Genomic DNA, 20,155 nt, shown 5'->3' on the forward strand with positions numbered 1-20,155 from the left:
CGTGTTCAGCTAGCCGGGCGGGCACTGCGGTACAAGCCTTCGCGCTGGATCAATTCGGCCACCGGCGGCGGCACAAGTGCCTGCCACGCAGCATCGCTGGCGATACGCGAACGCACCGCACTGGCCGATTCGCCGCGCAGTGGCTGATGCAGCAGATACAGTCGGCCCGCCGGCGCGGCAAGCAGGTCGTCCGCGCTGGAAACCCAGCGGCCCTGCGCGGCCGCGGCCAGCTGCGGTGCGTCGGCCAGTTCCAATGGGGTGCCCGGTCGCGCGGCCACCACGAAGTGCGCTAGCCCGAACAACGCCTCCCACGCATGCCAATGGTCTAGCCCGACGAAGGCGTCGGCGCCGAGCAACCAAGCGATCGGCTTGGCGGGTCCAAGCTCGGCACGCAGCTCGCGCAAGGTATCGACGGTGTAGGACGGCGCATCGCTATGCGCGGCGCGCTGCAGTTCGCGGGTATCCAGTTGCAGCCCTGGATCGTCGGCAAGCGCCAGCTGCAGCATCTGCGCCCGCTGCGCAGCTGTGGCACCGGGCGCCGGACGATGCGGCGGGTCGGCGGCTGGCACCAGGTGCACGCGCGCACCGAGTTCATCGCACGCCGCGCAGGCGATGGCCAGATGACCTAGATGAATCGGGTCGAAGGTGCCGCCGTAGTAGAGATGGAGCCTGGAATCGGGAATCGGGAATCGGGAATCGGGATGGATTCGGGATTCGGAATTCGGAATTCGGGATTCGGAAAGAAGCGGGCGTGACGCGACGGGCTGGGCGGGCCTGGCCGGTGACGTCGTAGAGGAGCTGATGGGACCTGCCGGCTGTGCGCTTGGGTCTGCCGTGGTGCCGGCTCGGGGCTTCGGCTCCCGCTCTCCGGTGCCGGCGCCCTGCTGTGTGGTTCCGGCATCCCGCGCGGTCACGCCAGCAATCTCACCGCACGGGCTTCGGCCACCGCCACCAGCAGGCGTTCCAGACCAACCCAGGCATCGCCGTCGGCGCGGCCCTTGGCCATGCGATCGACCAGCCCGGCTTCGGCGACGAAGCGTTCCCAGCGGCGCGGTTCGGGGTGACGTTGCAGCGCACGCTTGAACGGCGCCTGGCGCGATTCCCACAGCCCCTGCGCCTTCATTTCGGCAGCCAGATTGCCGCCGTTGGCCTGCACCTTTGCCAATGACGCAGTGCGCAGCAGTTCCTTGATCAGGATCGGCATCAGCGCGGCGACCGCCTCGCCTTCGGCGCGCAGGCCGGCGAGCATGCGGATCACCGCGGCCGGCTGCCCGGAGAAGGTGGTTTCGGCCAGCCGGAACACGTCGTAGCGCGCGGCGTCGGCCACCAGCGATTCCATCGTCTCCAGATCCAGCGTCTTGCCGTCGGCCAGCAGGACGAGCTTGTCGATCTCCTGCGCGGCGGCCAGCAGGTTGCCTTCCACCCGCTCGGCCAGGCGCTGCACCGCGGCCGCGTCGGCGCGCAGGCCCTGGGCGCGCAGGCGGCGCTCGATCCAGTCGGACAGTTCATGTGGCTTGATCGCCCAGGCCACGGCAATGGTGCCGATGCGACCGACGGCCTCGGCCCACTTGCCCTGATGCGCCTTGCTCCAGTCGTTGGCGGTGATCAGCAGCACCACGTCCGGCGGCGGGTTGGCGCAAAAGCGGGTGATGACCTCGGCGCCGTCCTTGCCGGGCTTGCCGCTGGGCAGGCGGACTTCGACCAGGCGGCGCGGGCTGAACAGGCTGGGCGCATTGAAGCTGGCGTCGAGCTGATCCCAGTCGAAATCGCGGCCATCGGCATCGAACACTTCGCGCTCACCGATCCCTTCGGCGCGCGCGCGCGCGCGCACCGCATCGGCGGCCTCAAGCACACGCAAGGTCTCGGGGCCGGCAATCAGATAGGCCGGCTGCAACGGCTGGTTGGACTGGCCGGCCAGCTGCTCGGGGCGAAGTTCCATGATCGAAAAAGCGGGTGCGGCTTACTTGCCCGAGGTCGGCGCCGGCGGCAACGAAGCCGGCACGCTGGAGTCTGGCGTCGTAGCGGGCTGCGCCGGCGGCGTCGTGGCCGGCGGCAAGGGCGCGGTCGGCGTGCTTTCCAGGCTCTCGCCGCGCTTTATGCGCGCACGCACCACACTGTCGATACGGCGCAGGATCGAGGCCGACATGTCCTTGCGCAGTTCGTCGGCCAGGATCTCGCGCTCGGTCGCAGTACCGGTGGCGTCCACCGGCGGCGACACGTAATCGCGCGACAGCTCGATCACCTGCTGCGGCACCAGCACCGCGCCGTTGGCGGTCGTGACCGTAAAGATGGCGGCGTAGCGCAGGCTGTATTCCTGCGCGCGGCCCTGGCTGTCGATGGCGATCGGCAGATCGCCCCAGCGCTCGGACAATACCTGCACCTGCGCGAAGCCGGTCTTGGCGTCTTCATCGGCCAGCGTGGCGCCGGACGCTTTGAGACCACGCCGCAACAGCTTGGCAAGTTCGCTGTACTGCACGGCAGACTGCACCTTCACTGCCGGTGTGTCGGGCGGCAACGCCAGCGAATTGCGCAGATGGAACCCGCAGGCGGTGAGGCTCGAGACGAGCACGAGGGACGCAGCGAAGGCAGTAGGAAATCGAATCATGGGCACAGTCTGGATGAGCGCCCCGGCGGCGGCAACAGGCGGCTAGCCTGCCCGACACCGCGTGAACGGGGCTTGAGAGGGCGCCGCAAAAAACTGCGGCGCCCCAGGAATGACAAACGCGTGGCCACGCGCCAGTGAAACGAACGACCGGGAACCATTGCGCAAACTCCACCCACGCCTCGCCACGCGCCGGTGAACCGACAAACCGAACCGCCGCAATGTGCCGCCAGCCGCAGCGGCAACGTCGCTGATGCGTGGCTGCGCGCTGGCGCAAGCAATTGCGGAGAAACGCCGTAGTCACCCGCTCGCAACTCCCGGCGCCGATCCGACGCACTGCCCGGACCGGAGAAGACACGCCGACGCACCAGCAACGCTTACCCCGCGACGATATTCACGATCTTGCCCGGCACGATGATGATCTTGCGCACGCTCAGGCCTTCGAGAAACTTGGCGGCGTTCGGCTCGGCCTGCGCCAGCGCTTCGATCTGCTCGCGCGCCGCGTCCGCCGCCACCTCGATGGTACCGCGCAGCTTGCCGTTGATCTGCACCGCCAGCGTCAAGGCATCGCGCACCAGGGCGCTGGCATCGACCTGCGGAAACGCGACGTCTTCGAGCAGCGTTTCGCCACGGCCCAGCACCTGCCACAACGCGTGACTGGCATGCGGGGTGATCGGGTTCAGCAGCAGCACCATCGCTTCCAGCGCTTCCTGCCGCACTGCCCTGCCCTGGTCGCTGGCGTCGTCGAACTTGGCCAGCGCGTTGGACAGTTCCATCACTGCCGCAATGGCGGTGTTGAAGCTATGGCGGCGGCCGTAGTCGTCGTTGACCTTGCCGATGGTTTCGTGGGTCTTGCGGCGGATCGCCTTCTGCTCGGCGCTCAGGTGGGCGGCATCCAGCACCACTGCGCTGCCTTCGCCCACATGCTTGTGCACCTGCACCCACAACCGGCGCATGAAACGCGCCATGCCGTCCACGCCGGCCTCGTTCCATTCCAGCGATTGCTCAGGCGGTGCGGCGAACATCGAGAACAGCCGCACGGTGTCGGCGCCGTACTTGGCCACCATCGACTGCGGATCCACACCGTTGTTCTTGGACTTGGACATCTTCTCGGTGCCGCCGATGTGTACCGGCTGGCCGTCGGCGATCAGCACCGCACCGGTGACGCGGCCACGCTCATCGCGCTGGATTTCGACATCGGCCGGATTGATCCAGTCCTTACCGCCGTTGTCGGCGTCGCGATAGAAGGTGTCGGCGATGACCATGCCCTGGGTGAGCAGATTGGTCACCGGCTCGTCGCTGTCCACCAGCCGCGCGTCGCGCATGAGCTTGTGATAGAAGCGGAAGTACATCAGGTGCAGGATCGCGTGCTCGATGCCGCCCACGTACAGGTCGGCCGGCATCCAGTAATTGGCGCGGCGGTCGACCATGTCGCGTGCGTTCGGGCTGGTGTAGCGCGCCACATACCAGCTCGATTCCATGAAGGTGTCGAAGGTGTCGGTTTCGCGCTCGGCCGGGCCGCCGCACTCCGGGCAGTTGGTCTGGCGCCAGGTCGGGTCGGTCTTGATCGGCGAACCGGTGCCGGCAAATTCCACGTTTTCCGGCAGCACCACCGGCAGTTGGTCTTCCGGCACCGGCACCGCGCCGCACTTGGCGCAGTAGATCACCGGGATCGGGCAGCCCCAGTACCGCTGGCGGCTCACGCCCCAGTCGCGCAGGCGGTAATTGATGCGGCGCTGGCCCTGGCTCTTGCGCTCGAAGCGCTCGGCCAAGGCTTCGAAGGCGCCACCAACATCCAGGCCATCGAACTCGGCCGAATTGATCAGCTCCAGCGCGCGGCTCTTGTCGGTGTACCAGTCGCGCCACTGGGTGGCGTCCCAGGTCTGCTCTTCGTCGTTGCGCGGCTCGCGCAGCTTGACCACCTGCACGATCGGCAGGTTGTATTTGTTGGCGAACTCGAAATCGCGCTGGTCGTGGCCGGGCACCGCCATCACCGCGCCGGTGCCATAGCCCATCAGCACGAAGTTGGCCACCCACACCGGCACCTGCTCGCCGCTGATCGGGTGCACCGCGGTCAGGCCGGTCGCCATGCCGCGCTTCTCCTGGGTTTCCAGCTCGGCTTCGGACACGCCGCCGTGCTTGAGCGTTTCCAGCAGCGTGGCCAGTTCCGGGTTGGATTTGGCCGCGTGCAGTGCCAGCGGATGCTCGGCGGCAATCGACACGAAGGTCACGCCCATCAGCGTGTCCGGGCGGGTGGTGAACACGCGCAGCGGGTCCAGTGCGGCGCCGTCGGTATCGCGCACGTCGAACTGGATTTCCAGGCCTTCCGAGCGGCCGATCCAGTTGCGCTGCATGGTCTTGACCGAATCCGGCCAGCCGTCCAGTTGGTCCAGGCCGTCCAGCAGTTCCTGCGCGTAATCGGTGATGCGCAGGAACCACTGCGGAATCTCGCGTTTTTCCACCAGCGCACCGGAGCGCCAGCCGCGGCCATCGATGACCTGCTCGTTGGCCAGCACGGTCTGATCGATCGGGTCCCAGTTCACCACCGCGTTGCGGCGGTAGGCCAGGCCCTTGCGCATCAGCCGGGTGAACATGCGCTGCTCGTGCACGTAGTACTCGGGCGTGCAGGTGGCGAACTCGCGCGACCAATCGATGGCGTAGCCCAGCGATTTCAGCTGGCCGCGCATGTGCTCGATATTGGCGTAAGTCCACTTGGCCGGCGCGGTCTTGTTCTTGATCGCGGCGTTTTCCGCCGGCAACCCGAACGCATCCCAGCCCATCGGCTGCATCACGTTGTGGCCGGTCATCCGCTTGTAGCGGCTGACCACATCGGAGATGGTGTAGTTGCGCACATGGCCCATGTGCAGCGCACCGGACGGGTACGGCAGCATCGACAGGCAATAGAACTTCGGCTTGTCCGACGTTTCGTCGACCTGGAAGGCGCGGGTGGCGTCCCAAAACTGCTGGGCGGAGGATTCGACCTGCTGCGGGTCGTAGGCGTTCGGTTCGACGGTGGACATTGGGAGCGGATGCTCGGGCGGTGCAAAGCGGCACAGGGTACCGCAGTGCGGCAGGCGCTCCAAACCGCAGGCTCAGCCGGGCGCTCTGGCCGGCCAGCGCCAGGCGGCCACCGCCAGCCAGCCGACCCAGGCCAGAAACGCCAGGCGCTGCGCGATGGCCTGCCGCAACAGGCCGGGCGGGCCGAATGCCAGCACCGCCACCAGCAGGCCAGCGGCCAGGCTCAGCCAGGCCAGCGCGCGGGTCTCGGGGGCATTGAGCAGCGCCGCGGCAATCAACAGCATGCCCGGCACAAACGCCACCGCCCACAGCAACCAGGCCGTGGCATGGGCCTGGCTGGCGCGGCCGTCCAGATCGGTGGGGTCCAGCGGCAGCATGCCCATGCCGACGAAGGCCAGTCCGGCCAGCACGATCAGTTGACCGCCCACGCGCAGGCTCCAGCCGGCCTTGGGTGGCATGCGGGCCAGCAGGCTGACGCCGGTGAGCATGCCCAGCGCACCGACCAGCACAAACGCCAGCAGGTTGAAGCCAAGCGCGTGCGGCACGCCTTGCGCGCCCAGCAGCGCGACCGGGTGGCCAGCCTGCAGATAGCCCGGCAGCATGGCGCCGAACCCCGCCACCGCCAGCACGAACACGGTTGCCGCGATCAGCCCCAGGTAGCGCTGCGCGCCGTCGGTGGTTGCCATTGCCTTCCTCCAACACGGGGCGCCGTGCGCCGCCAGAACGCGGCATTGTCGGGCGCGGCGGGCGTGGCGTGAACCCCTGCCGCTGCCAGAGCAGTGCTGCACACGGCCACGCCGGGCGCCGGAACGCGTCATTGCGGCTAGGCTTGTGTCAGCCGGGTTTGCCACCATTACGTTTCACTCTTGCCGTCACCCCATCAGGAAGCCCATGTCCGACAAGCCGCATGTATTCGATGTCACCACCGACACCTTCGAGACCGAGGTCCTGCAGAAATCGTTGACGACACCGGTGCTGGTGGACTTCTGGGCCACCTGGTGCGGGCCGTGCAAATCGTTGACGCCGATCCTGGAAAAGCTGGCAGGCGAGTACCACGGCGCCTTCGAGCTGGCCAAGGTCGATGTGGACAAGGAACAGCAGATCGCCGCGGCCTTCCAGATCCGCTCGGTGCCGACGGTGTTCCTGGTCAAGGGCGGCGAGATCGTCGATGGCTTCCCCGGCGCGATGCCGGAAGGCAAGGTGCGCGAATTCCTGACCCAGCACGGCGTGTTGCCGGCCGAGCCGCAAGTGGCCGAAGAGCTGCCGCCCGAGGCGCCACTGGACCCGCAGGCCCAGGCCGCCGCGCTGCGCGAAGCCATCGCCGCCGAGCCGGACAAGGACGAGCTCAAGCTGGATCTGGCGCTGGCCCTGCTCAAGACCGGCGACACCGCCGAAGCCGAGCAACTGATCGATGCCCTGCCCGCCAATCTGGCCACCGACGACCGTGCGGTGCGCGCCAAGGCCCGCCTCAGCTTTGCCAATGTGCTCAAGGACGCCCCGGATGCGAACGCATTGCAGGCCAGCGTGGACGCCAACGGCGCCGATCTGCGCGCGCGCCACTTGCTGGGCGTGCGCCATCTGCTCGACGGTAACGACGAAGCGGCGTTGGAACAGTTCCTGGAAATGCTGCGCCAGGATCGCGCCTTCGACGAGAACCTGCCGCGCCGCAGCCTGATCGACGCGTTTCGCGTCATCGAAGACGAAGACCTGGTTGGTCGCTACCGCCGCAAGATGTCGGCGCTGGTGTTTTAAGCGCCAGCGTAGACGCCTGAACCAGGCTACATCGGGCGCTCATGCGATCGCAATGCGCATCGAACACAACGCGCCGGGTCTCTGCCCGGCGCGTTGTGTTGGGGCATGCGAGGCTTCGGCACGCGGATGACCGATATCGGCGACGCCGATCCGCAGTGAAGAGCAACGACTAACGCTCTCTCAAACATGGCCGGCGTGGCGCTTATCCGTACGCATGCGACTGTTATGCTGAGCTGCCTCCCCGCCAAGGAAACAGGCCCGTATGCGCGCATCGCTGTTCAAGTTAGGCCTCAATCTGTGGCCGCCGTTTCTGTTCGCCGGCATCCACGTCACCGTGCTATCGGCCGACTACCGCTTCGCGCGGGTGGAACTGCGGCAGCGTCCGTGGAATCGCAACTACGTCGGCACCCATTTCGGCGGCAGTCTGTTCGCGATGACCGACCCGTTCTGGATGCTGCTGACCATGCACAACCTCGGCCGGGATTATTATGTGTGGGACAAGGCCGGCAGCATCGAGTTTGTCAAACCCGGGCGCGGCACGGTGACGGCGGATTTCGTCATCGACGACAGCGTGCTGGCGCAATTGCGCGAGGCCACGGCAGACGGCGAGAAACATCTGCGCTGGTTCGAGAACGACGTGCACAACCGAGACGGCGAGGTGGTTGCACGCGTGCGCAAGCAGCTTTACGTCAAGCGCAAACCTGCGCGTTGATGGCGATATCGTCGCTGCGTTGGCTTACCGATTCTGCGGCCGCAGAATCGGTTGAGCGCGCGTCCGCGTAATGTAAGCGCAGTGTCTGCATCGCAGCGACAACGCTGACCAGATAGTGCGCGCTGCGTTCGAAGGCTGCGGCCTGCCAACCACATGTCTTGGCATTCCGACATGCCGCAGGCGCATGACGTCGGCGTCATGCGCCGAGCACGCATGCTTTGCGTCCGGGCGCGTGGTCGGCAAGAATCGCAGACACCTCCCTGCTGGCTGCCTTCATGCACCTGCGCACTGTCGCTTCCGCCTGCCTGCTCGCTCTGCTGTTACCCGCAGCCGCCAATGCGGCCTACCGTAGCCCGCAACAGATTCTGGACAGCGCGCCGGACAGCGCGTGGCGCGTGCTCGACCCGGACCGCGCGCTGTACCTGGAGCTGGATGCCGGGCGGGTCATCATCGAACTGGCGCCGCAATTCGCGCCGGAGCACGTCGGCAACATTCGCACGCTGGCGCACGAGCGTTTCTGGGACGGGCTGAGCATCTATCGCTCGCAGGATAATTTCGTGGTGCAGTTCGGCGACCCGGATGGCGAGACGCCCGGCAAAGCGAAATCGTTGGGCTCTGCCAAGACGCATCTGCCGGCCGAATTCGAGCGCGCATCGCAGGGGCTGGACTTCCAGCGTCTGCCCGATAGCGACGGCTGGGCGCCGCAAGTGGGCTTTGTCGACGGCTTCCCGGTCGGTCGCGACACCGCCCACGGCAAGATCTGGCTGGCGCATTGCTACGGCACCCTGGGCGCCGGCCGCAACAACGATGAAGACAGCAGCATCGGCGCCGAGTTGTATGTGGTCACCGGGCAATCGCCACGCCAATTGGATCGCAACATCACCGTGGTCGGCCGCGTCGTCAAAGGTATGGAATTGCTCAGCGTGACGCCGCGCGGACCCTCCCCGATGGGCTTTTACGAAGACCCCGCGCAACGCGCACCGATCCGTGCCATTCGGCTGGCCAGCGAAGTGCCTGCGCCCGAACGCACACCGCTGCAGTTGCTGCGTACCGACAGCCAGACGTTCCGCGATGTGGTCGAAGCGCGCCGCAATCGCAAGGACGATTTCTACAAGCGCCCCGCCGGGCACATCGACCTGTGTAACGTGCCGCTGCCGGTGCGTGCGCCACCGGCGGTGCCGACGAGCTGAATCGGGAATCGGGAATGGGAACGCATCAAGCGCTTTCAGTCAGCGGGCGCGCTGGCTGAAGGCCACGCTGCCGAGGATCAACACGGCAGCGACCAGCATCGTCCAGGTGAGCGGCTCGCCCAGCAGCGACCATGCCAACAACGCGCCGAACACCAGCACCAGATACGTCACCGTGGACGCGCGCGCCGGGCCGATGCGCTGGATCAGCCGGTAATACATCAAAAACGCCAGCCCGGTGCACACCACGCCCAGCGCAGTAGCGCAGGCCCACGCCACCGCCGGTACCGGCGTGGTCGGCCACTGCCACCAAGCCAGCGGCGCCAGCAACAACGCACTGCAGCCCAGCGTGGACGCCGCCGATGCCGCGGGCGGCAGATCGCCCATGTGGCGCTTCACCAGGTTGTAGCCAATGCCATACAACAGCGAGGCAGTTGCGCCGGCGAGCGCCGCCGGGCCCACGCTCAAGCCGGCGGATTTGCCGGTGGCCAGTACCAGCACGCCGATAAAGCCCACCAGCAACGCCAGTGCGCGGCGCGTGCCGATGCATTCGCCGAAAAAAAAGGAACGCGATCAGCGCAGTGAACAACACCGTCATCGCGTTGCAGATCGCGCCAATGGCGGCCGGCGCATGCTGCGCGCCCCAGGCGAACAGCAGGAACGGCAACGCCGAGTTGATCACACCGATTGCCGCCAACATCGGCCAGCGATGCAGCGGGAAACGGTCGCGTGCCAGCCACAGGAATGGCAGCAGCACCACCGCACCCAGCACCAGGCGAATTTCCACCAGCACCGCGGTGCCGAACCTGGGCGCGGCCACACGCATGAACAGGAACGAGCAGCCCCAGACGAGGCCCAGAAAACCAAGCTCAAGCGGTGTGCGCCATTCGCGTGCTGCACGTTCGGGCTGCACCGACGATTGCGCGCTCACGGCCGTGCTCCCGACGCGTGCCGTGCGGTCACGAAACGGCAGCAGACAGCGGTGGGCAGACAGAGGGACATGGCACGATCATCGCAACGGGATGATGCAGCATCGCCTGCCACCGCAGGCGCGACAAGCGCGTAGTATCGGGGCGAGCCACAAATATCACTCATGCCTCGATGAACCTGCGCCCCATCCTGTTGCCCGCGCTGGGCGTGTTCGCCGCCGCTGCGCGCCACCAGAATTTCGCGCATGCGGCCGAAGAACTGCATCTCACCGCCAGCGCGGTCAACCACCATGTACGCAAGCTCGAAGCGCTGCTGGGCGTGATCTTGTTTCAGCGGTTGCCGCGCGGCGTCAAGCTCACCGCCGAAGGCCGTCAGTTGGCCGATGCCGCCACCGCCGCACTGGCCGAGATCGCCGCAGTGGCCGGCAACCTGCAGCCGCGCGAAGACGCCATCCCGCTACGGGTCACCACGCTGCGCTCGCTGTCGTATTGCTGGCTGTTGCCGCGCCTGCCGCGCCTTTGTCGCGCCCATCCGCATATCCGCCTGGATCTGCAATCGGACCCGGCGTTCTCGCGTTTCGAAGAAGGCGGTCCCGAACTGGGCATTCGGTATGGGCAAGGCGCGTGGCCGGGGCTGACCTCGCACCATTTGATGGACGACGAACTGTTCCCGGTGGCGTCGCCGTCGTTGCCGGAAGTGGCGGCTGCGCACACCGGCGCAGATTGCCCAGTTGCCGCTGCTGAGCGACATGTCGCCGCAGGGCTGGCGCGATTGGTTTCGCGCCGCCCAGGTGCGCGGCACCACCCTGCCGCCGATGCATACCTTCAGCGACAGCACCGATGCGATGCGCGCGGCGGTGTACGGCCTGGGCGCCGTGCTGGCACGCAAGCACGGCGCACAACCCTACCTGCAACGCTACGAACTGGTGCGCCTGCCAGGCCCCACGCTCAAGGCCCGTTACGTGTATTACACCCCAGCCACCGCGAGCCCAGCCCTGCAGCGGCGTTGTTCATCGACTGGCTCAAGCGCGAAGCCCTGGACGAACGCACGCCGATGCCTGCTTTGCCTGCAGAACTGGTGACACTGCCGGCGGCCTGATGCTCTTGGTTTAGAGCGGCTGACAGAAGGTCGCGCGCGGTGGTCGGAAGTCTTCGTTGCTGTCGGCGCAGCGCGACTGTCTGTTCGCAGGGCGATTCCCGGTACTTGCGCAAGACACCGCGCCGCTGGATCCACGCGTGCAGGTATTGCTGGGTGCCGACGACCGCCACCTGGTGTTTCGTAGCAGCGTCGGCGTGGAGGTGTTGGACGATGGCAGCGTGGAGCTGAGCCTGGAGACGCGGGTGGCCTGCCGCAACCGCTTTGGCCGCGTGTACATGGCCTTGGTGGACGGCGTGCATCATCGCTACATCGCGCCGGCACTGCTGCGCACTGCCGCCCAGGCGCTGCTGGTGCCGATCCTGGACGCCGCCACGACACCGGTATCGGCGCGGCGCGCGTAAGCCGCGGGCGCATGCAGCCATCACCCGATCTTGCCTGATGGCTGCCTAGGCTTTGGGTCCCCAATCCAAGGAAGCACTCCCATGCCGACCCTTCGCATGCGTATCACCGGCACCGACGACGACGCACGTGCCATCGCCAACCTGCTGCAAAGCATCGACGGCATCGAGCACGTCGAAGAAGTGGATGATCTGATGCCGCATCTGGACGACGACGATTCCAGCTCGGCCGGCCTGTCCGACGACGAAGGTCCGGGTAGCCACGAATTCGAAGTGGAAGCCGGCAACCAGGCCACAGCGCAGAAGGTGCGCGACGCAGTGCAGGAACTGGCGTTGCAGCTGGACGTGTTTGTCGAATACGAGTTCGACGAAGGCTGAGTCTGCGCTGGGTGCGACTACCGCATTGCATCGCTTGATGTCTGCAGTCGGCCTGCCCTTTCCTCCCACGAAGCCTGCGCCAAGCTGGCGCCTTGCGTCGGCAGGCGAGGCTCACACCGCAGGCTTGGAGCAGCTGACAAAACCGCTGCGCGGCCGCCAGGCGGGCGCAGTCGGTGCTCGGAATCGGCATGTACCACTCCGTACACTCCAGCTCCGAGCGCGCCGACCGCACGCTCCTGACGATCGCTCGCGACGTTTTGCTGGCCGCTCTTAAGGCACGCAGGAAGCGACGCTGGTCGATAGAGCCTATGCAGACCAGCGATATCCGTGTGCGTGCAGGATTGCATACACCGGCGGGACTCAAGCGGCACTGTGCTCAATGAAGCCCGATGACGGCCCCTGCACGCGGCTGGGATGGTAGTGTTGCCCAGCCGCGCGCAGGTCAGGACATCCGGCGCCGCCGCGCGCGCCAGCGCCACGCCTGCAACAGCAGCCAGCCGGCAATCGCCGCCAGCAGTGCCACTGGCAGCAGTGCCGCGACCGCACGGATCACGAACGCCACGCTGGACGAAAACACCTGCCCGAACTCGGCAGAGGCCTGCGCGATCTCGCTTCTGCCCTGTTCCCCGCCCGTACTGCGGAAGTTGAGCGTCAATAACTGGGTGCGGATGCGGCGTTGCTGCTGCGCCGATTCCTGCTGGGTCTGCTGCGCTTCGGCCTCGATCTCGGCCAGGCGCTTGGACAATGCAAGCAGATCGCTCACCGCCAGATCGCGGCGCTGCTGCAACTCCAGCAGGCGCGCGTGTTCCTTTTGAAGACGCGCCTGCGCCAGCCCGGTATCGGCAATCTGCTGGGCCAGATCCTCGGCACGCGTGCTGCGTGCCGCCACCTCGCCATGTTGGCCGGCCAGTTGCACCAATGGTTCGACGCCATCGGGCACGGTGCGCACACGAACGCTGCCGCTGGGCTCGCGTCCGCCATCCTGTTCCACCGCCAACAGCGCGCAGGTGCCGAACTGCGCGCTCTGGCAGGCAGCACGCACCGCGGCGATGCGCTGGCCGATCTGATCGGCTGGCAACTCGATCCGCACATCGTGCTCGTAGGCAAGCGCATCGCCTTGTGCGGCTGGCGGCGCTGGTGGCGCGGGAGCACCGCCGTCGGCAGCCATCTCTCCCTGCGGCCGCGCACATCCGCACAGGGCCCAGCCTACCAGCAGCGCGATGCCAGGCCAGCGCATGCCCCGCCTCATCGGCTGGCTCCGTCGACCAGTTGCACGCTCAAGCTGGTCAGATCCAGCGGGGGCAGACAGCGTACGTTGACCGCGACGCTGCTTTCGCAGGTCTTTGGGTTGGCCGCCTCTCTAACGGGCGCAATGTCGCACTGCGGGCAATGATGATGCTCGATCAACATGGTGTTCCTCCTTGGAATGCACCACCTCGGTGTGGCGTGCAACAGGCAAACGGTGGCGACACGACTACGGGCCAGACACCAGCCAAGGGTCTGCCCGAGACCGGCCGATTCAGCATAACGGCCGCACCGGCTTGGCGCGCGACGCACCGAGTCGATCGCCACTCTAAACCAATGGCGGATGCGGACCACCGCACAGTTGCCTATGCTGGGCGATTGCCTCCACCAGGACCCACCATGCGTCAACGCCTGCTTGTCCTCGCCCTGATCGCCGGCCTGAGCGCCTGCCAGCAGCAGCCCGAATCGCCGCGCGCCGGCACCACCGCACCGGCCGGTGCGCAAGATGCGCAGACCCCGGATGCGCGTTTCGCCGCGCTGTCCAAGCACGCCCTGGACACCTGGATGCAGCTGTCGCCGGTCACCGCTACCCAGACCGGCGATCACCGGTTCGATACGCAGATCGACGATCTCAGCACCGTCGGGCGCCAGCGCAGCCTGGATGCCGGCAAGCAGTTGCTGACCGAGCTGGAGGCGATCGACGTCGCCAAGCTGTCGCGCGAGAACCAGGTCGATGCGGCGATCCTGCGTAACCAACTGCAATCGGAAATCTGGAACACCGAGGTCCTGCAGAGCTGGGCCTGGGACCCGCAGGTCTATAACGGGCTGGCCGGCAGCGCGTTGTACGGCCTGATGGCGCGCGAGTTCGCGCCGCTGTCCGAGCGCCTGGCGTCGGCCACCCAACGCATGGAAAAGATTCCCAGCATCTTTGCGCAAGCGCGCGAGAACCTGGACCCGGCGCGCGTGCCCAAGATCCACGCCGAGACGGTGGCCAAGCAGAACAAAGGCATCCTGAGCATCGTCGACACCTTCATCGCGCCCAACATCAGCCAGCTCGGGCCGATCGAAGCGGCGCGTGCGCAGGCGGCCATCGACAACCTGCGCAAGGCCGTGACCGAACAGCAGACCTGGCTGGACACCGTGCTGGTGCCCAATGCCGAGGGCGACGTTCGCGTCGGTGCGGAAAAGTACGACCAGAAGCTGAAATTCGCGCTGTCGTCGTCGCTGTCGCGCGCGGACATCAAGCAGCGTGCGGAGTCCGAACTCAAGCGAGTGCGCAGCGAGATGTACGGCATTGCGCGCACCGTGCTCAAGGACAAGCCGGGCGCACCGAAGCTGCCCGCCTCGCCCAGCGACGAGCAGCAGCAGGCGGCAATCGAAGCCGCGCTGGAGCTGGCCTATGCCGACAAACCCGCACGCGACAAAGTGGTGGACGCAGCCAAGGCGGCGCTGGCGCAGTCCACCGAATTCGTGCGTCAAAAGGATTTGATGACGCTGCCGGATTCGCCGGTGGACATCATCCTGATGCCGGAGTTCCAGCGTGGCGTGGCGGTGGCGTATTGCGATTCGCCCGGCCCGCTCGACAAGAATCTCAAGACCTTCTATGCGGTGTCGCCGATTCCCGACCATTGGAGCGACCAACAGGTCGATTCGTTCCTGCGCGAATACAACACCCGCATGATCCATCTGCTCAGCATCCACGAGGGCACGCCCGGCCATTACCTGGAAGGCTGGCACTCGGCCAAGTTCCCCTCCACGCTGCGTGCGGTGCTGCGCTCGGGCATGTTCGCCGAGGGCTGGGCGGTGTATACCGAACGCATGATGCAGGAACAGGGCTATCTGGATAACGACCCGCTGTTCCACCTGGTGCAACTCAAGTTCTACCTGCGCACCATTGCCAACGCCATCCTCGACCAAGGCGTGCATGTGGACGGCTGGGACCGCGACAAGGCGATGCACCTGATGACGCACGACACCTTCCAGCAGGAAAGCGAAGCCTCGGGCAAGTGGGTGCGTGCGCAGCTGTCGTCGGCACAGCTGCCCACTTACTTCGTCGGCGTGCAGGAACATCTGGATACGCGCAAGGCGGTGCAAGAGAAGCTGGGCAAGGACTTCAACCTGAAGGCCTACCACGACAAGATGCTGTCCTATGGCGCCCCGCCGGTGCGCTTTGCACGCGAGTTGATGCTGGATCAGCCGATCGAGTGATTGATCCTTCTCTGGTGCGCGGGAGAGCGGCTACTGCAGCTTTTGATACGTGTCCCTTCTCCCGCGCGCGGGAGAAGGCGCCCCGCAGGGGCGGATGAGGGGCGCCTCGCGAAGTTGTCACTGCCTGGGAGGTCGAACGCGTCGCTATACGCCTTCAGAAATGACACCTCAAGTGGCTTCGCCCCGTACCCTCACCCCAACCCCTCTCCCGCCGGGAGAGGGGCTTGCATCCTTGCTTACGTCGTTTGCAAGCGGTGAACGCGCATTTCCCTGTCACGCGGCTCTCGCACACAGCGTCCCGTCACGCGTCCGCCGCAACAAACCCACCCGTCTGCCGCGCCCACAGCCGCGCATACAACCCGCCGTGTGCAATCAGTTCCGCATGCGTGCCGGTTTCGACGATGCGTCCGCCGTCCATCACCACCAGCCGGTCCATGCGCGCGATGGTGGACAGCCGGTGCGCAATCGCGATGACGGTCTTGTTGCCCATCAATGCATCCAGGCTGTCCTGGATCGCCGCTTCCACTTCCGAATCCAGCGCCGAGGTGGCTTCATCCAGAATCAGGATCGGCGCGTCCTTCAACAGCACGCGCGCAATGGCGATGCGCTGGCGCTGACCGCCGGAGAGTTTGACCCCGCGCTCGCCCACATGCGCATCGAAACCGCTGCGGCCTTCGCCATCGATCAGCGTGTCGATGAAACTGTCGGCACGTGCCTTGCGCACGGCGTCGAGAATCTGCGCGTCGCTGGCCTGCGGCCGGCCGTACAGCAGGTTGTCGCGGATCGAGCGATGCAGCAGCGAGGTGTCCTGCGTCACCAGGCCGATCTGCCCGCGCAGGCTTTCCTGGGTGACCTGCGCGATGTCCTGCCCGTCGATCAGGATGCGGCCCTGCTCCAGGTCGTACAACCGCAGCAGCACGTTGACCAACGTCGATTTACCCGCACCGGAAGGGCCCACCAGGCCAATCTTTTCGCCCGCGCGTACCTGCAGATCCAGCCCGGCGATCACCCCGCCGCGCTTGCCGTAATGGAAGTGGATGTGCTCGAACTGCACCTGGCCTTGCCTCACCTGCAGCGACACCGCATGCGGTGCGTCCTGCACCTGCACCGGTTGCGAAATGGTCTGCATGCCGTCCTGCACGGTGCCGATGTCTTCGAAGATGCCGTTGACCGTCCACATAATCCAGCCGGACATGTTGTGGATGCGAATCACCAAGCCGGTGGCCAAGGTGATCGCGCCCACACTGATCTGGCCGCGGCTCCACAACCACAGCGACAGCGCGCAAGTGCCAACGATCAAAAAGCCGTTCGCCACCGCGATGGCGGTATCCATCGCGGTGGTCACGCGCGTCTGTCCGCGATGCTTCACTGCCAGCTCGTCGATGGCATCGCGTACATACGCCTCTTCGCGGCCGGCATGGGCGAACAATTTGAGCGTGGAAATATTGGTGTAGCCATCGACGATGCGTCCGGTAGCCTTGGAACGCGCGTCCGATGCGACCCAGGCACGCGCCTTCATGCGCGGTACGAAGAACGCCATCAACGCGACATACACCACCAGCCACAGCAGCAGCGGCGCCATCAGCCACGGGTCGGCCTGCGCAAACAGCCACAAGGCGCTGCCGGTGTAGACCACGATGTACCAGAGCGCATCGACCATCTGCACCGCCGATTCGCGCAACGAGGTGCCCGTTTGCATCACGCGGTTGGCGATGCGCCCGGCAAAATCGTTGTTGAAAAAGCCCAGGCTCTGGCGCACCACGTAGTTGTGCATCAGCCAGCGCGAGCGGTTGCTCAGCCCCGGCACGATCGCCTGATTGACCAGCAGGTTATGCAACCCGGTGAACAGGGGCCGCGCCACCAGCGTGATCGCCGCCATCCAGATCAGCTCGCCTGCATGGCGACGGAAGAAGTCCGGCCCCGGCTTGTCGGCCAGCATGTCGACGATGCGGCCGAGGAAGTCGAACATCGCCACTTCCACCAACGCCAGCAGCAGCCCGGCGATCAAGGTGGCCAGCAGAATCGGCCATAACGGCCGCAGATAATGCAGATAAAAGCGCCACACGCTGCGGGGCGGCATCTCCCGCTCGACGGGCGGGAAGATATCGATCAGGGACTCGAACCAGCGGAACATTGCGCAGACTTTGGAAAAACCGGGCACTCAGGCTAGCCGATCGCGCGTCAAGCCGCAGTGCGTTAACCCGTACCTGGGCGCGAGTCGCGGTGTAGGAATCAAGCCGTCAGGCGCGCATGTTGCGCCGCCCGCAGTCCACCGCGCCTTGCGTTCAGCAGCTGCATATAGAGCGGCTGACAACACGTCGCGCGGTGGCAGGGGCTGTAGACAGGGCGGACACACCGCAGTGTCTGCGCGCCAACTGCCGACTCCGGGGCCGCCCCCACCCTGCCAAACGCGCGCGTCCCCGTTGTTGGTCGCGCTTATTCGCGAATACGCGCAAGCAGCCGGTTGACCTCGACCAGATCGAAGTGGGCCGGATCGAAACGCCCGCCGAGCGTGGCCAGCTCTTGCACATGCTGCGGGTGGTCCGGGTCGGCGATGATGTGCAGAAACGCCTGGTAGTCGTCGATCCCGCTGCGGCTCTCCGGCGGGCAGGCGTTGGCACCATCGATGCAACGCGCGACGCGCAGGCCGGCATCCGGCGGCAGGATGGCTTCGACCTGCAGCGTGTGCTCCCAGCCAGCGCCAGCCCCATAGAAATACCCAAATTCGCCGAGCTCGCCCACCGCGCTTTCCAGCGCGACCCGCGCGGCATGCTTAAGCCGCGAACGCTCCGGCACATCCAGCCCGGCCTCGCCATAGCGCCCGCCGCCGAAGTCGAATTCATACGGATGCGCGCCGCTCCAGCCCATTACCGGCTGCAGCACGCGATGCAAGGTGGCCAGCCGTACTGCGCCGGCCACCAGCACGCGTCGCCACACCAGCGGCGCACTGCCCGCCAATGCGATCTGCAACTGATAGATCGGCACCAGGACCTGCACCGCCTGCTGGGCGGCTTTCTTTTTTGCCTTGGTCATGACGACTCGATGACGGATATCGGGCGCCAGTATGGCGTCGGCAGCACGCTCGCCTCAATGCGTCTGCACCGCGACTGCGTGCAGGACGCGGCGCGGACATCGTTTCGCCAGCCAGGTGCGTTCATCCGCAGCGTAGAGCGCGCGGCGCTGCACAGTCCCACGCCAACCTGCAGCTGCCAATGCGCAGCCTTCAGGCCTCATCGCTGCCGATCGATAATCAACAGGCAGGAATGCATTCTCGCCAGCGACGCCGCTGCTGTGCCATCGCAAGCAGCGACAAGCGTTCAGCGCTGTTGCAGGCTCGGCACCGCATCGCCCACGTTGGCGTGGCGACGCATGATCCAGTTGAACAGCGGCGTGGCCATCAGCGTGGACAGGATCGCCATCAGCACCAACACCGAGAACAGGCCTTGTTCGATCACCTCGGCCTGCAAGCCGATGTTGATGATGATGAGCTCCATCAACCCGCGTGCATTCATCAGCGCGCCGATCGCCATCGCGTCGCGGTTGTTCTCGCCGGTGGCACGCGCTGCGGCCCAGCAGGCCACGCCCTTGCCGATGAACGATGCGGCCAGGATGGCCACGCCGGACAGCATGATCTGCGGCTGCAGCAATACGCTGAGCTGGGTTTTCAAGCCCGAATAGGTGAAGAACAACGGCAGCAGCAACACCACCACAAACGGCTGCATCATTTCGCGCAGCTTTTCGGTCAATGCGCCTCGGGGCAGGCAGACACCGAGCAGGAAACCGCCGAACACCGCATGGATACCGATCGCATCCATTGCCCAGGCACTGAGGCAGAACAACATCAGCACCACCGCCAGCACGCTGTTGCTGAGCGGCTGGCCCGGCACCACGTGATCGGCCAGGCGTTTGAGCAGATGCCGACCAACGAAAATCATGAAGACTGCATAGCCAACGCCGCCGCCAATGGACAGGTAAGCACTGCCCCAACTGCCACCGAAACTGGCCAAGACCACGGCCAGGATGCACCACGCCGCGGCATCGTCGAACGCACCAGCGGTCAGCGCCAATGTGCCCAATGGGCTATTGGTCAGGCCACGCTCGTGGATGATGCGCGCCAGCATCGGGAAGGCGGTGATCGCAATCGCCGCGCCCAGGAATAGCGAGGCTTCCATCAGCTTGGCTTTTTGCGAGAACAGGCCTTCCACGTTGATCAACCATGGGCACATGGCGAACGCCAGTGCGAACGGCACCGCGATACCGGCCAGCGACACGCTCATCGCGCTGCGATAGCGCGCGCGAAAGTGGTCGCTGCGAAAATCGGTACCGACCAGGAACATGTACATGCCCACCCCGAACTGCGCGAACACGTACAGCACGTCCATGGTCTGCTTGGGGAACACCGCCGCCTGCGCGCCCGGGGCCAGCAAGCCGAACAACGATGGTCCCAACATCACGCCGGCAATCATTTCGCCCACCACCTGCGGTTGCCCAAGGCGCTTGGCCAGCATGCCGACCAATCTACAGACCAGCAGGATCGCTGCGGCCTGCAGAAAAAAATACACCGACATCTGCGCAGTGGTCATGTGTGCGGGGACATTCCTGAGAAGTGCGCGGATCATAGCGGCCC

At 65.9% G+C, this 20,155-nt stretch carries 16 protein-coding genes, 1 other RNA gene and 2 pseudogenes; 8 read left to right on the forward strand and 11 right to left on the reverse strand.

The genetic code is table 11. The features are described from left to right. Positions 1-5: 5 nt before the first annotated feature. From nadD to XBLMG947_RS09330, 5 genes are all read right to left on the reverse strand, one after another. Positions 6-914, reverse strand: a complete 909-nt coding sequence (gene nadD, locus XBLMG947_RS09310; protein WP_065468007.1) for a nicotinate-nucleotide adenylyltransferase — start codon at positions 912-914, stop codon at positions 6-8. Continuing rightward, positions 911-1,939, reverse strand: coding sequence for a DNA polymerase III subunit delta (holA, locus tag XBLMG947_RS09315; RefSeq protein ID WP_065468008.1), 1,029 nt, complete (start codon positions 1,937-1,939; stop codon positions 911-913). Before holA ends, nadD begins: the two co-directional genes overlap by 4 nt. Positions 1,940-1,960: 21 nt before the next feature. After that, a complete protein-coding gene (locus XBLMG947_RS09320; protein ID WP_065468009.1) occupies positions 1,961-2,605 on the reverse strand; it encodes an LPS-assembly lipoprotein LptE in 645 nt (214 codons plus the stop codon). A gap of 374 nt (positions 2,606-2,979) precedes the next feature. Continuing rightward, a complete protein-coding gene (gene leuS, locus XBLMG947_RS09325) occupies positions 2,980-5,622 on the reverse strand; it encodes a leucine--tRNA ligase (RefSeq protein ID WP_065468010.1) in 2,643 nt (880 codons plus the stop codon). A 72-nt stretch (positions 5,623-5,694) separates the two neighbouring features. Beyond that, on the reverse strand, positions 5,695-6,306 hold the full coding sequence (locus tag XBLMG947_RS09330; RefSeq protein ID WP_065468011.1) for a DUF998 domain-containing protein: 612 nt from the start codon (positions 6,304-6,306) through the stop codon (positions 5,695-5,697). 205 nt (positions 6,307-6,511) lie between these two features. Between XBLMG947_RS09330 and trxA the strand changes: the two genes are divergently transcribed. From trxA to XBLMG947_RS09345, 3 genes are all read left to right on the forward strand, one after another. Beyond that, complete coding sequence (gene trxA / locus XBLMG947_RS09335) at positions 6,512-7,372, forward strand: thioredoxin (RefSeq protein ID WP_065468013.1); 861 nt, start codon at positions 6,512-6,514, stop codon at positions 7,370-7,372. Positions 7,373-7,634: 262 nt separating this feature from the next. Further along, positions 7,635-8,084 (forward strand): DUF4442 domain-containing protein, encoded by a 450-nt coding sequence (locus tag XBLMG947_RS09340; RefSeq protein ID WP_065468014.1) that lies wholly within the window; start codon positions 7,635-7,637, stop codon positions 8,082-8,084. Positions 8,085-8,359: 275 nt separating this feature from the next. Next, complete coding sequence (locus XBLMG947_RS09345; protein ID WP_083992990.1) at positions 8,360-9,274, forward strand: peptidylprolyl isomerase; 915 nt, start codon at positions 8,360-8,362, stop codon at positions 9,272-9,274. 39 nt (positions 9,275-9,313) lie between these two features. Here the strand turns inward: XBLMG947_RS09345 and XBLMG947_RS09350 are convergent. Beyond that, positions 9,314-10,202: pseudogene (locus XBLMG947_RS09350) on the reverse strand (DMT family transporter). A gap of 170 nt (positions 10,203-10,372) precedes the next feature. Between XBLMG947_RS09350 and XBLMG947_RS09355 the strand changes: the two are divergent. The 4 genes and pseudogenes from XBLMG947_RS09355 to XBLMG947_RS09370 all read left to right on the forward strand — a co-directional run bounded on the left by XBLMG947_RS09355 (position 10,373) and on the right by XBLMG947_RS09370 (position 12,341). After that, a pseudogene (locus XBLMG947_RS09355) lies at positions 10,373-11,299 on the forward strand (LysR substrate-binding domain-containing protein). 56 nt (positions 11,300-11,355) lie between these two features. After that, positions 11,356-11,700, forward strand: a complete 345-nt coding sequence (locus tag XBLMG947_RS09360; RefSeq protein ID WP_083992991.1) for a DUF2867 domain-containing protein — start codon at positions 11,356-11,358, stop codon at positions 11,698-11,700. An 81-nt stretch (positions 11,701-11,781) separates the two neighbouring features. Then, positions 11,782-12,075, forward strand: coding sequence for a hypothetical protein (locus tag XBLMG947_RS09365; protein ID WP_065468016.1), 294 nt, complete (start codon positions 11,782-11,784; stop codon positions 12,073-12,075). A gap of 188 nt (positions 12,076-12,263) precedes the next feature. Further along, positions 12,264-12,341: non-coding RNA, sX9 sRNA (locus tag XBLMG947_RS09370), on the forward strand. 176 nt (positions 12,342-12,517) lie between these two features. Here XBLMG947_RS09370 and XBLMG947_RS09375 read toward each other — a convergent pair. Together XBLMG947_RS09375 and XBLMG947_RS21425 are read right to left on the reverse strand one after the other, a co-directional pair. Further along, positions 12,518-13,324, reverse strand: a complete 807-nt coding sequence (locus tag XBLMG947_RS09375) for a DUF4349 domain-containing protein (protein ID WP_065468017.1) — start codon at positions 13,322-13,324, stop codon at positions 12,518-12,520. Continuing rightward, positions 13,321-13,485: a hypothetical protein gene (locus XBLMG947_RS21425; RefSeq protein ID WP_181093188.1), complete on the reverse strand. Its 165-nt coding sequence runs from the start codon at positions 13,483-13,485 to the stop codon at positions 13,321-13,323. Before XBLMG947_RS21425 ends, XBLMG947_RS09375 begins: the two co-directional genes overlap by 4 nt. A gap of 234 nt (positions 13,486-13,719) precedes the next feature. Between XBLMG947_RS21425 and XBLMG947_RS09380 the strand changes: the two genes are divergently transcribed. Beyond that, on the forward strand, positions 13,720-15,528 hold the full coding sequence (locus XBLMG947_RS09380; protein ID WP_065468018.1) for a DUF885 domain-containing protein: 1,809 nt from the start codon (positions 13,720-13,722) through the stop codon (positions 15,526-15,528). 301 nt (positions 15,529-15,829) lie between these two features. Here XBLMG947_RS09380 and XBLMG947_RS09385 read toward each other — a convergent pair whose 3' ends face one another. From XBLMG947_RS09385 to XBLMG947_RS09395, 3 genes are all read right to left on the reverse strand, one after another. Next, complete coding sequence (locus XBLMG947_RS09385; RefSeq protein ID WP_065468020.1) at positions 15,830-17,662, reverse strand: ABC transporter ATP-binding protein; 1,833 nt, start codon at positions 17,660-17,662, stop codon at positions 15,830-15,832. Between the two features lie 302 nt (positions 17,663-17,964). Further along, the gene (locus XBLMG947_RS09390; RefSeq protein ID WP_065468022.1) at positions 17,965-18,561 is read right to left on the reverse strand and encodes a plasmid pRiA4b ORF-3 family protein; all 597 of its coding nucleotides are present in this window, start codon (positions 18,559-18,561) and stop codon (positions 17,965-17,967) included. A gap of 284 nt (positions 18,562-18,845) precedes the next feature. Beyond that, positions 18,846-20,111, reverse strand: coding sequence for a cation:proton antiporter (locus XBLMG947_RS09395; protein WP_065468024.1), 1,266 nt, complete (start codon positions 20,109-20,111; stop codon positions 18,846-18,848). Positions 20,112-20,155: the final 44 nt, after the last annotated feature.

The organism is Xanthomonas bromi (assembly GCF_900092025.1).
GTDB classification, from domain to species: domain Bacteria; phylum Pseudomonadota; class Gammaproteobacteria; order Xanthomonadales; family Xanthomonadaceae; genus Xanthomonas; species Xanthomonas bromi.

What these genes read in the sequence shown, in the direction of transcription:
- XBLMG947_RS21425 (WP_181093188.1), bottom strand. Translation starts at nt 13,485, where the DNA reads ATGTTGATCGAGCATCATCATTGCCCGCAGTGCGACATTGCGCCCGTT.
- XBLMG947_RS09365 (WP_065468016.1), top strand. Translation starts at nt 11,782, where the DNA reads ATGCCGACCCTTCGCATGCGTATCACCGGCACCGACGACGACGCACGT.
- XBLMG947_RS09330 (WP_065468011.1), bottom strand. Translation starts at nt 6,306, where the DNA reads ATGGCAACCACCGACGGCGCGCAGCGCTACCTGGGGCTGATCGCGGCA.
- XBLMG947_RS09320 (WP_065468009.1), bottom strand. Translation starts at nt 2,605, where the DNA reads ATGATTCGATTTCCTACTGCCTTCGCTGCGTCCCTCGTGCTCGTCTCG.
- leuS (WP_065468010.1), bottom strand. Translation starts at nt 5,622, where the DNA reads ATGTCCACCGTCGAACCGAACGCCTACGACCCGCAGCAGGTCGAATCC.
- XBLMG947_RS09340 (WP_065468014.1), top strand. Translation starts at nt 7,635, where the DNA reads ATGCGCGCATCGCTGTTCAAGTTAGGCCTCAATCTGTGGCCGCCGTTT.
- holA (WP_065468008.1), bottom strand. Translation starts at nt 1,939, where the DNA reads ATGGAACTTCGCCCCGAGCAGCTGGCCGGCCAGTCCAACCAGCCGTTG.
- XBLMG947_RS09395 (WP_065468024.1), bottom strand. Translation starts at nt 20,111, where the DNA reads ATGACCACTGCGCAGATGTCGGTGTATTTTTTTCTGCAGGCCGCAGCG.
- XBLMG947_RS09375 (WP_065468017.1), bottom strand. Translation starts at nt 13,324, where the DNA reads ATGAGGCGGGGCATGCGCTGGCCTGGCATCGCGCTGCTGGTAGGCTGG.
- XBLMG947_RS09345 (WP_083992990.1), top strand. Translation starts at nt 8,360, where the DNA reads ATGCACCTGCGCACTGTCGCTTCCGCCTGCCTGCTCGCTCTGCTGTTA.
- XBLMG947_RS09385 (WP_065468020.1), bottom strand. Translation starts at nt 17,662, where the DNA reads ATGTTCCGCTGGTTCGAGTCCCTGATCGATATCTTCCCGCCCGTCGAG.
- XBLMG947_RS09390 (WP_065468022.1), bottom strand. Translation starts at nt 18,561, where the DNA reads ATGACCAAGGCAAAAAAGAAAGCCGCCCAGCAGGCGGTGCAGGTCCTG.
- XBLMG947_RS09380 (WP_065468018.1), top strand. Translation starts at nt 13,720, where the DNA reads ATGCGTCAACGCCTGCTTGTCCTCGCCCTGATCGCCGGCCTGAGCGCC.
- trxA (WP_065468013.1), top strand. Translation starts at nt 6,512, where the DNA reads ATGTCCGACAAGCCGCATGTATTCGATGTCACCACCGACACCTTCGAG.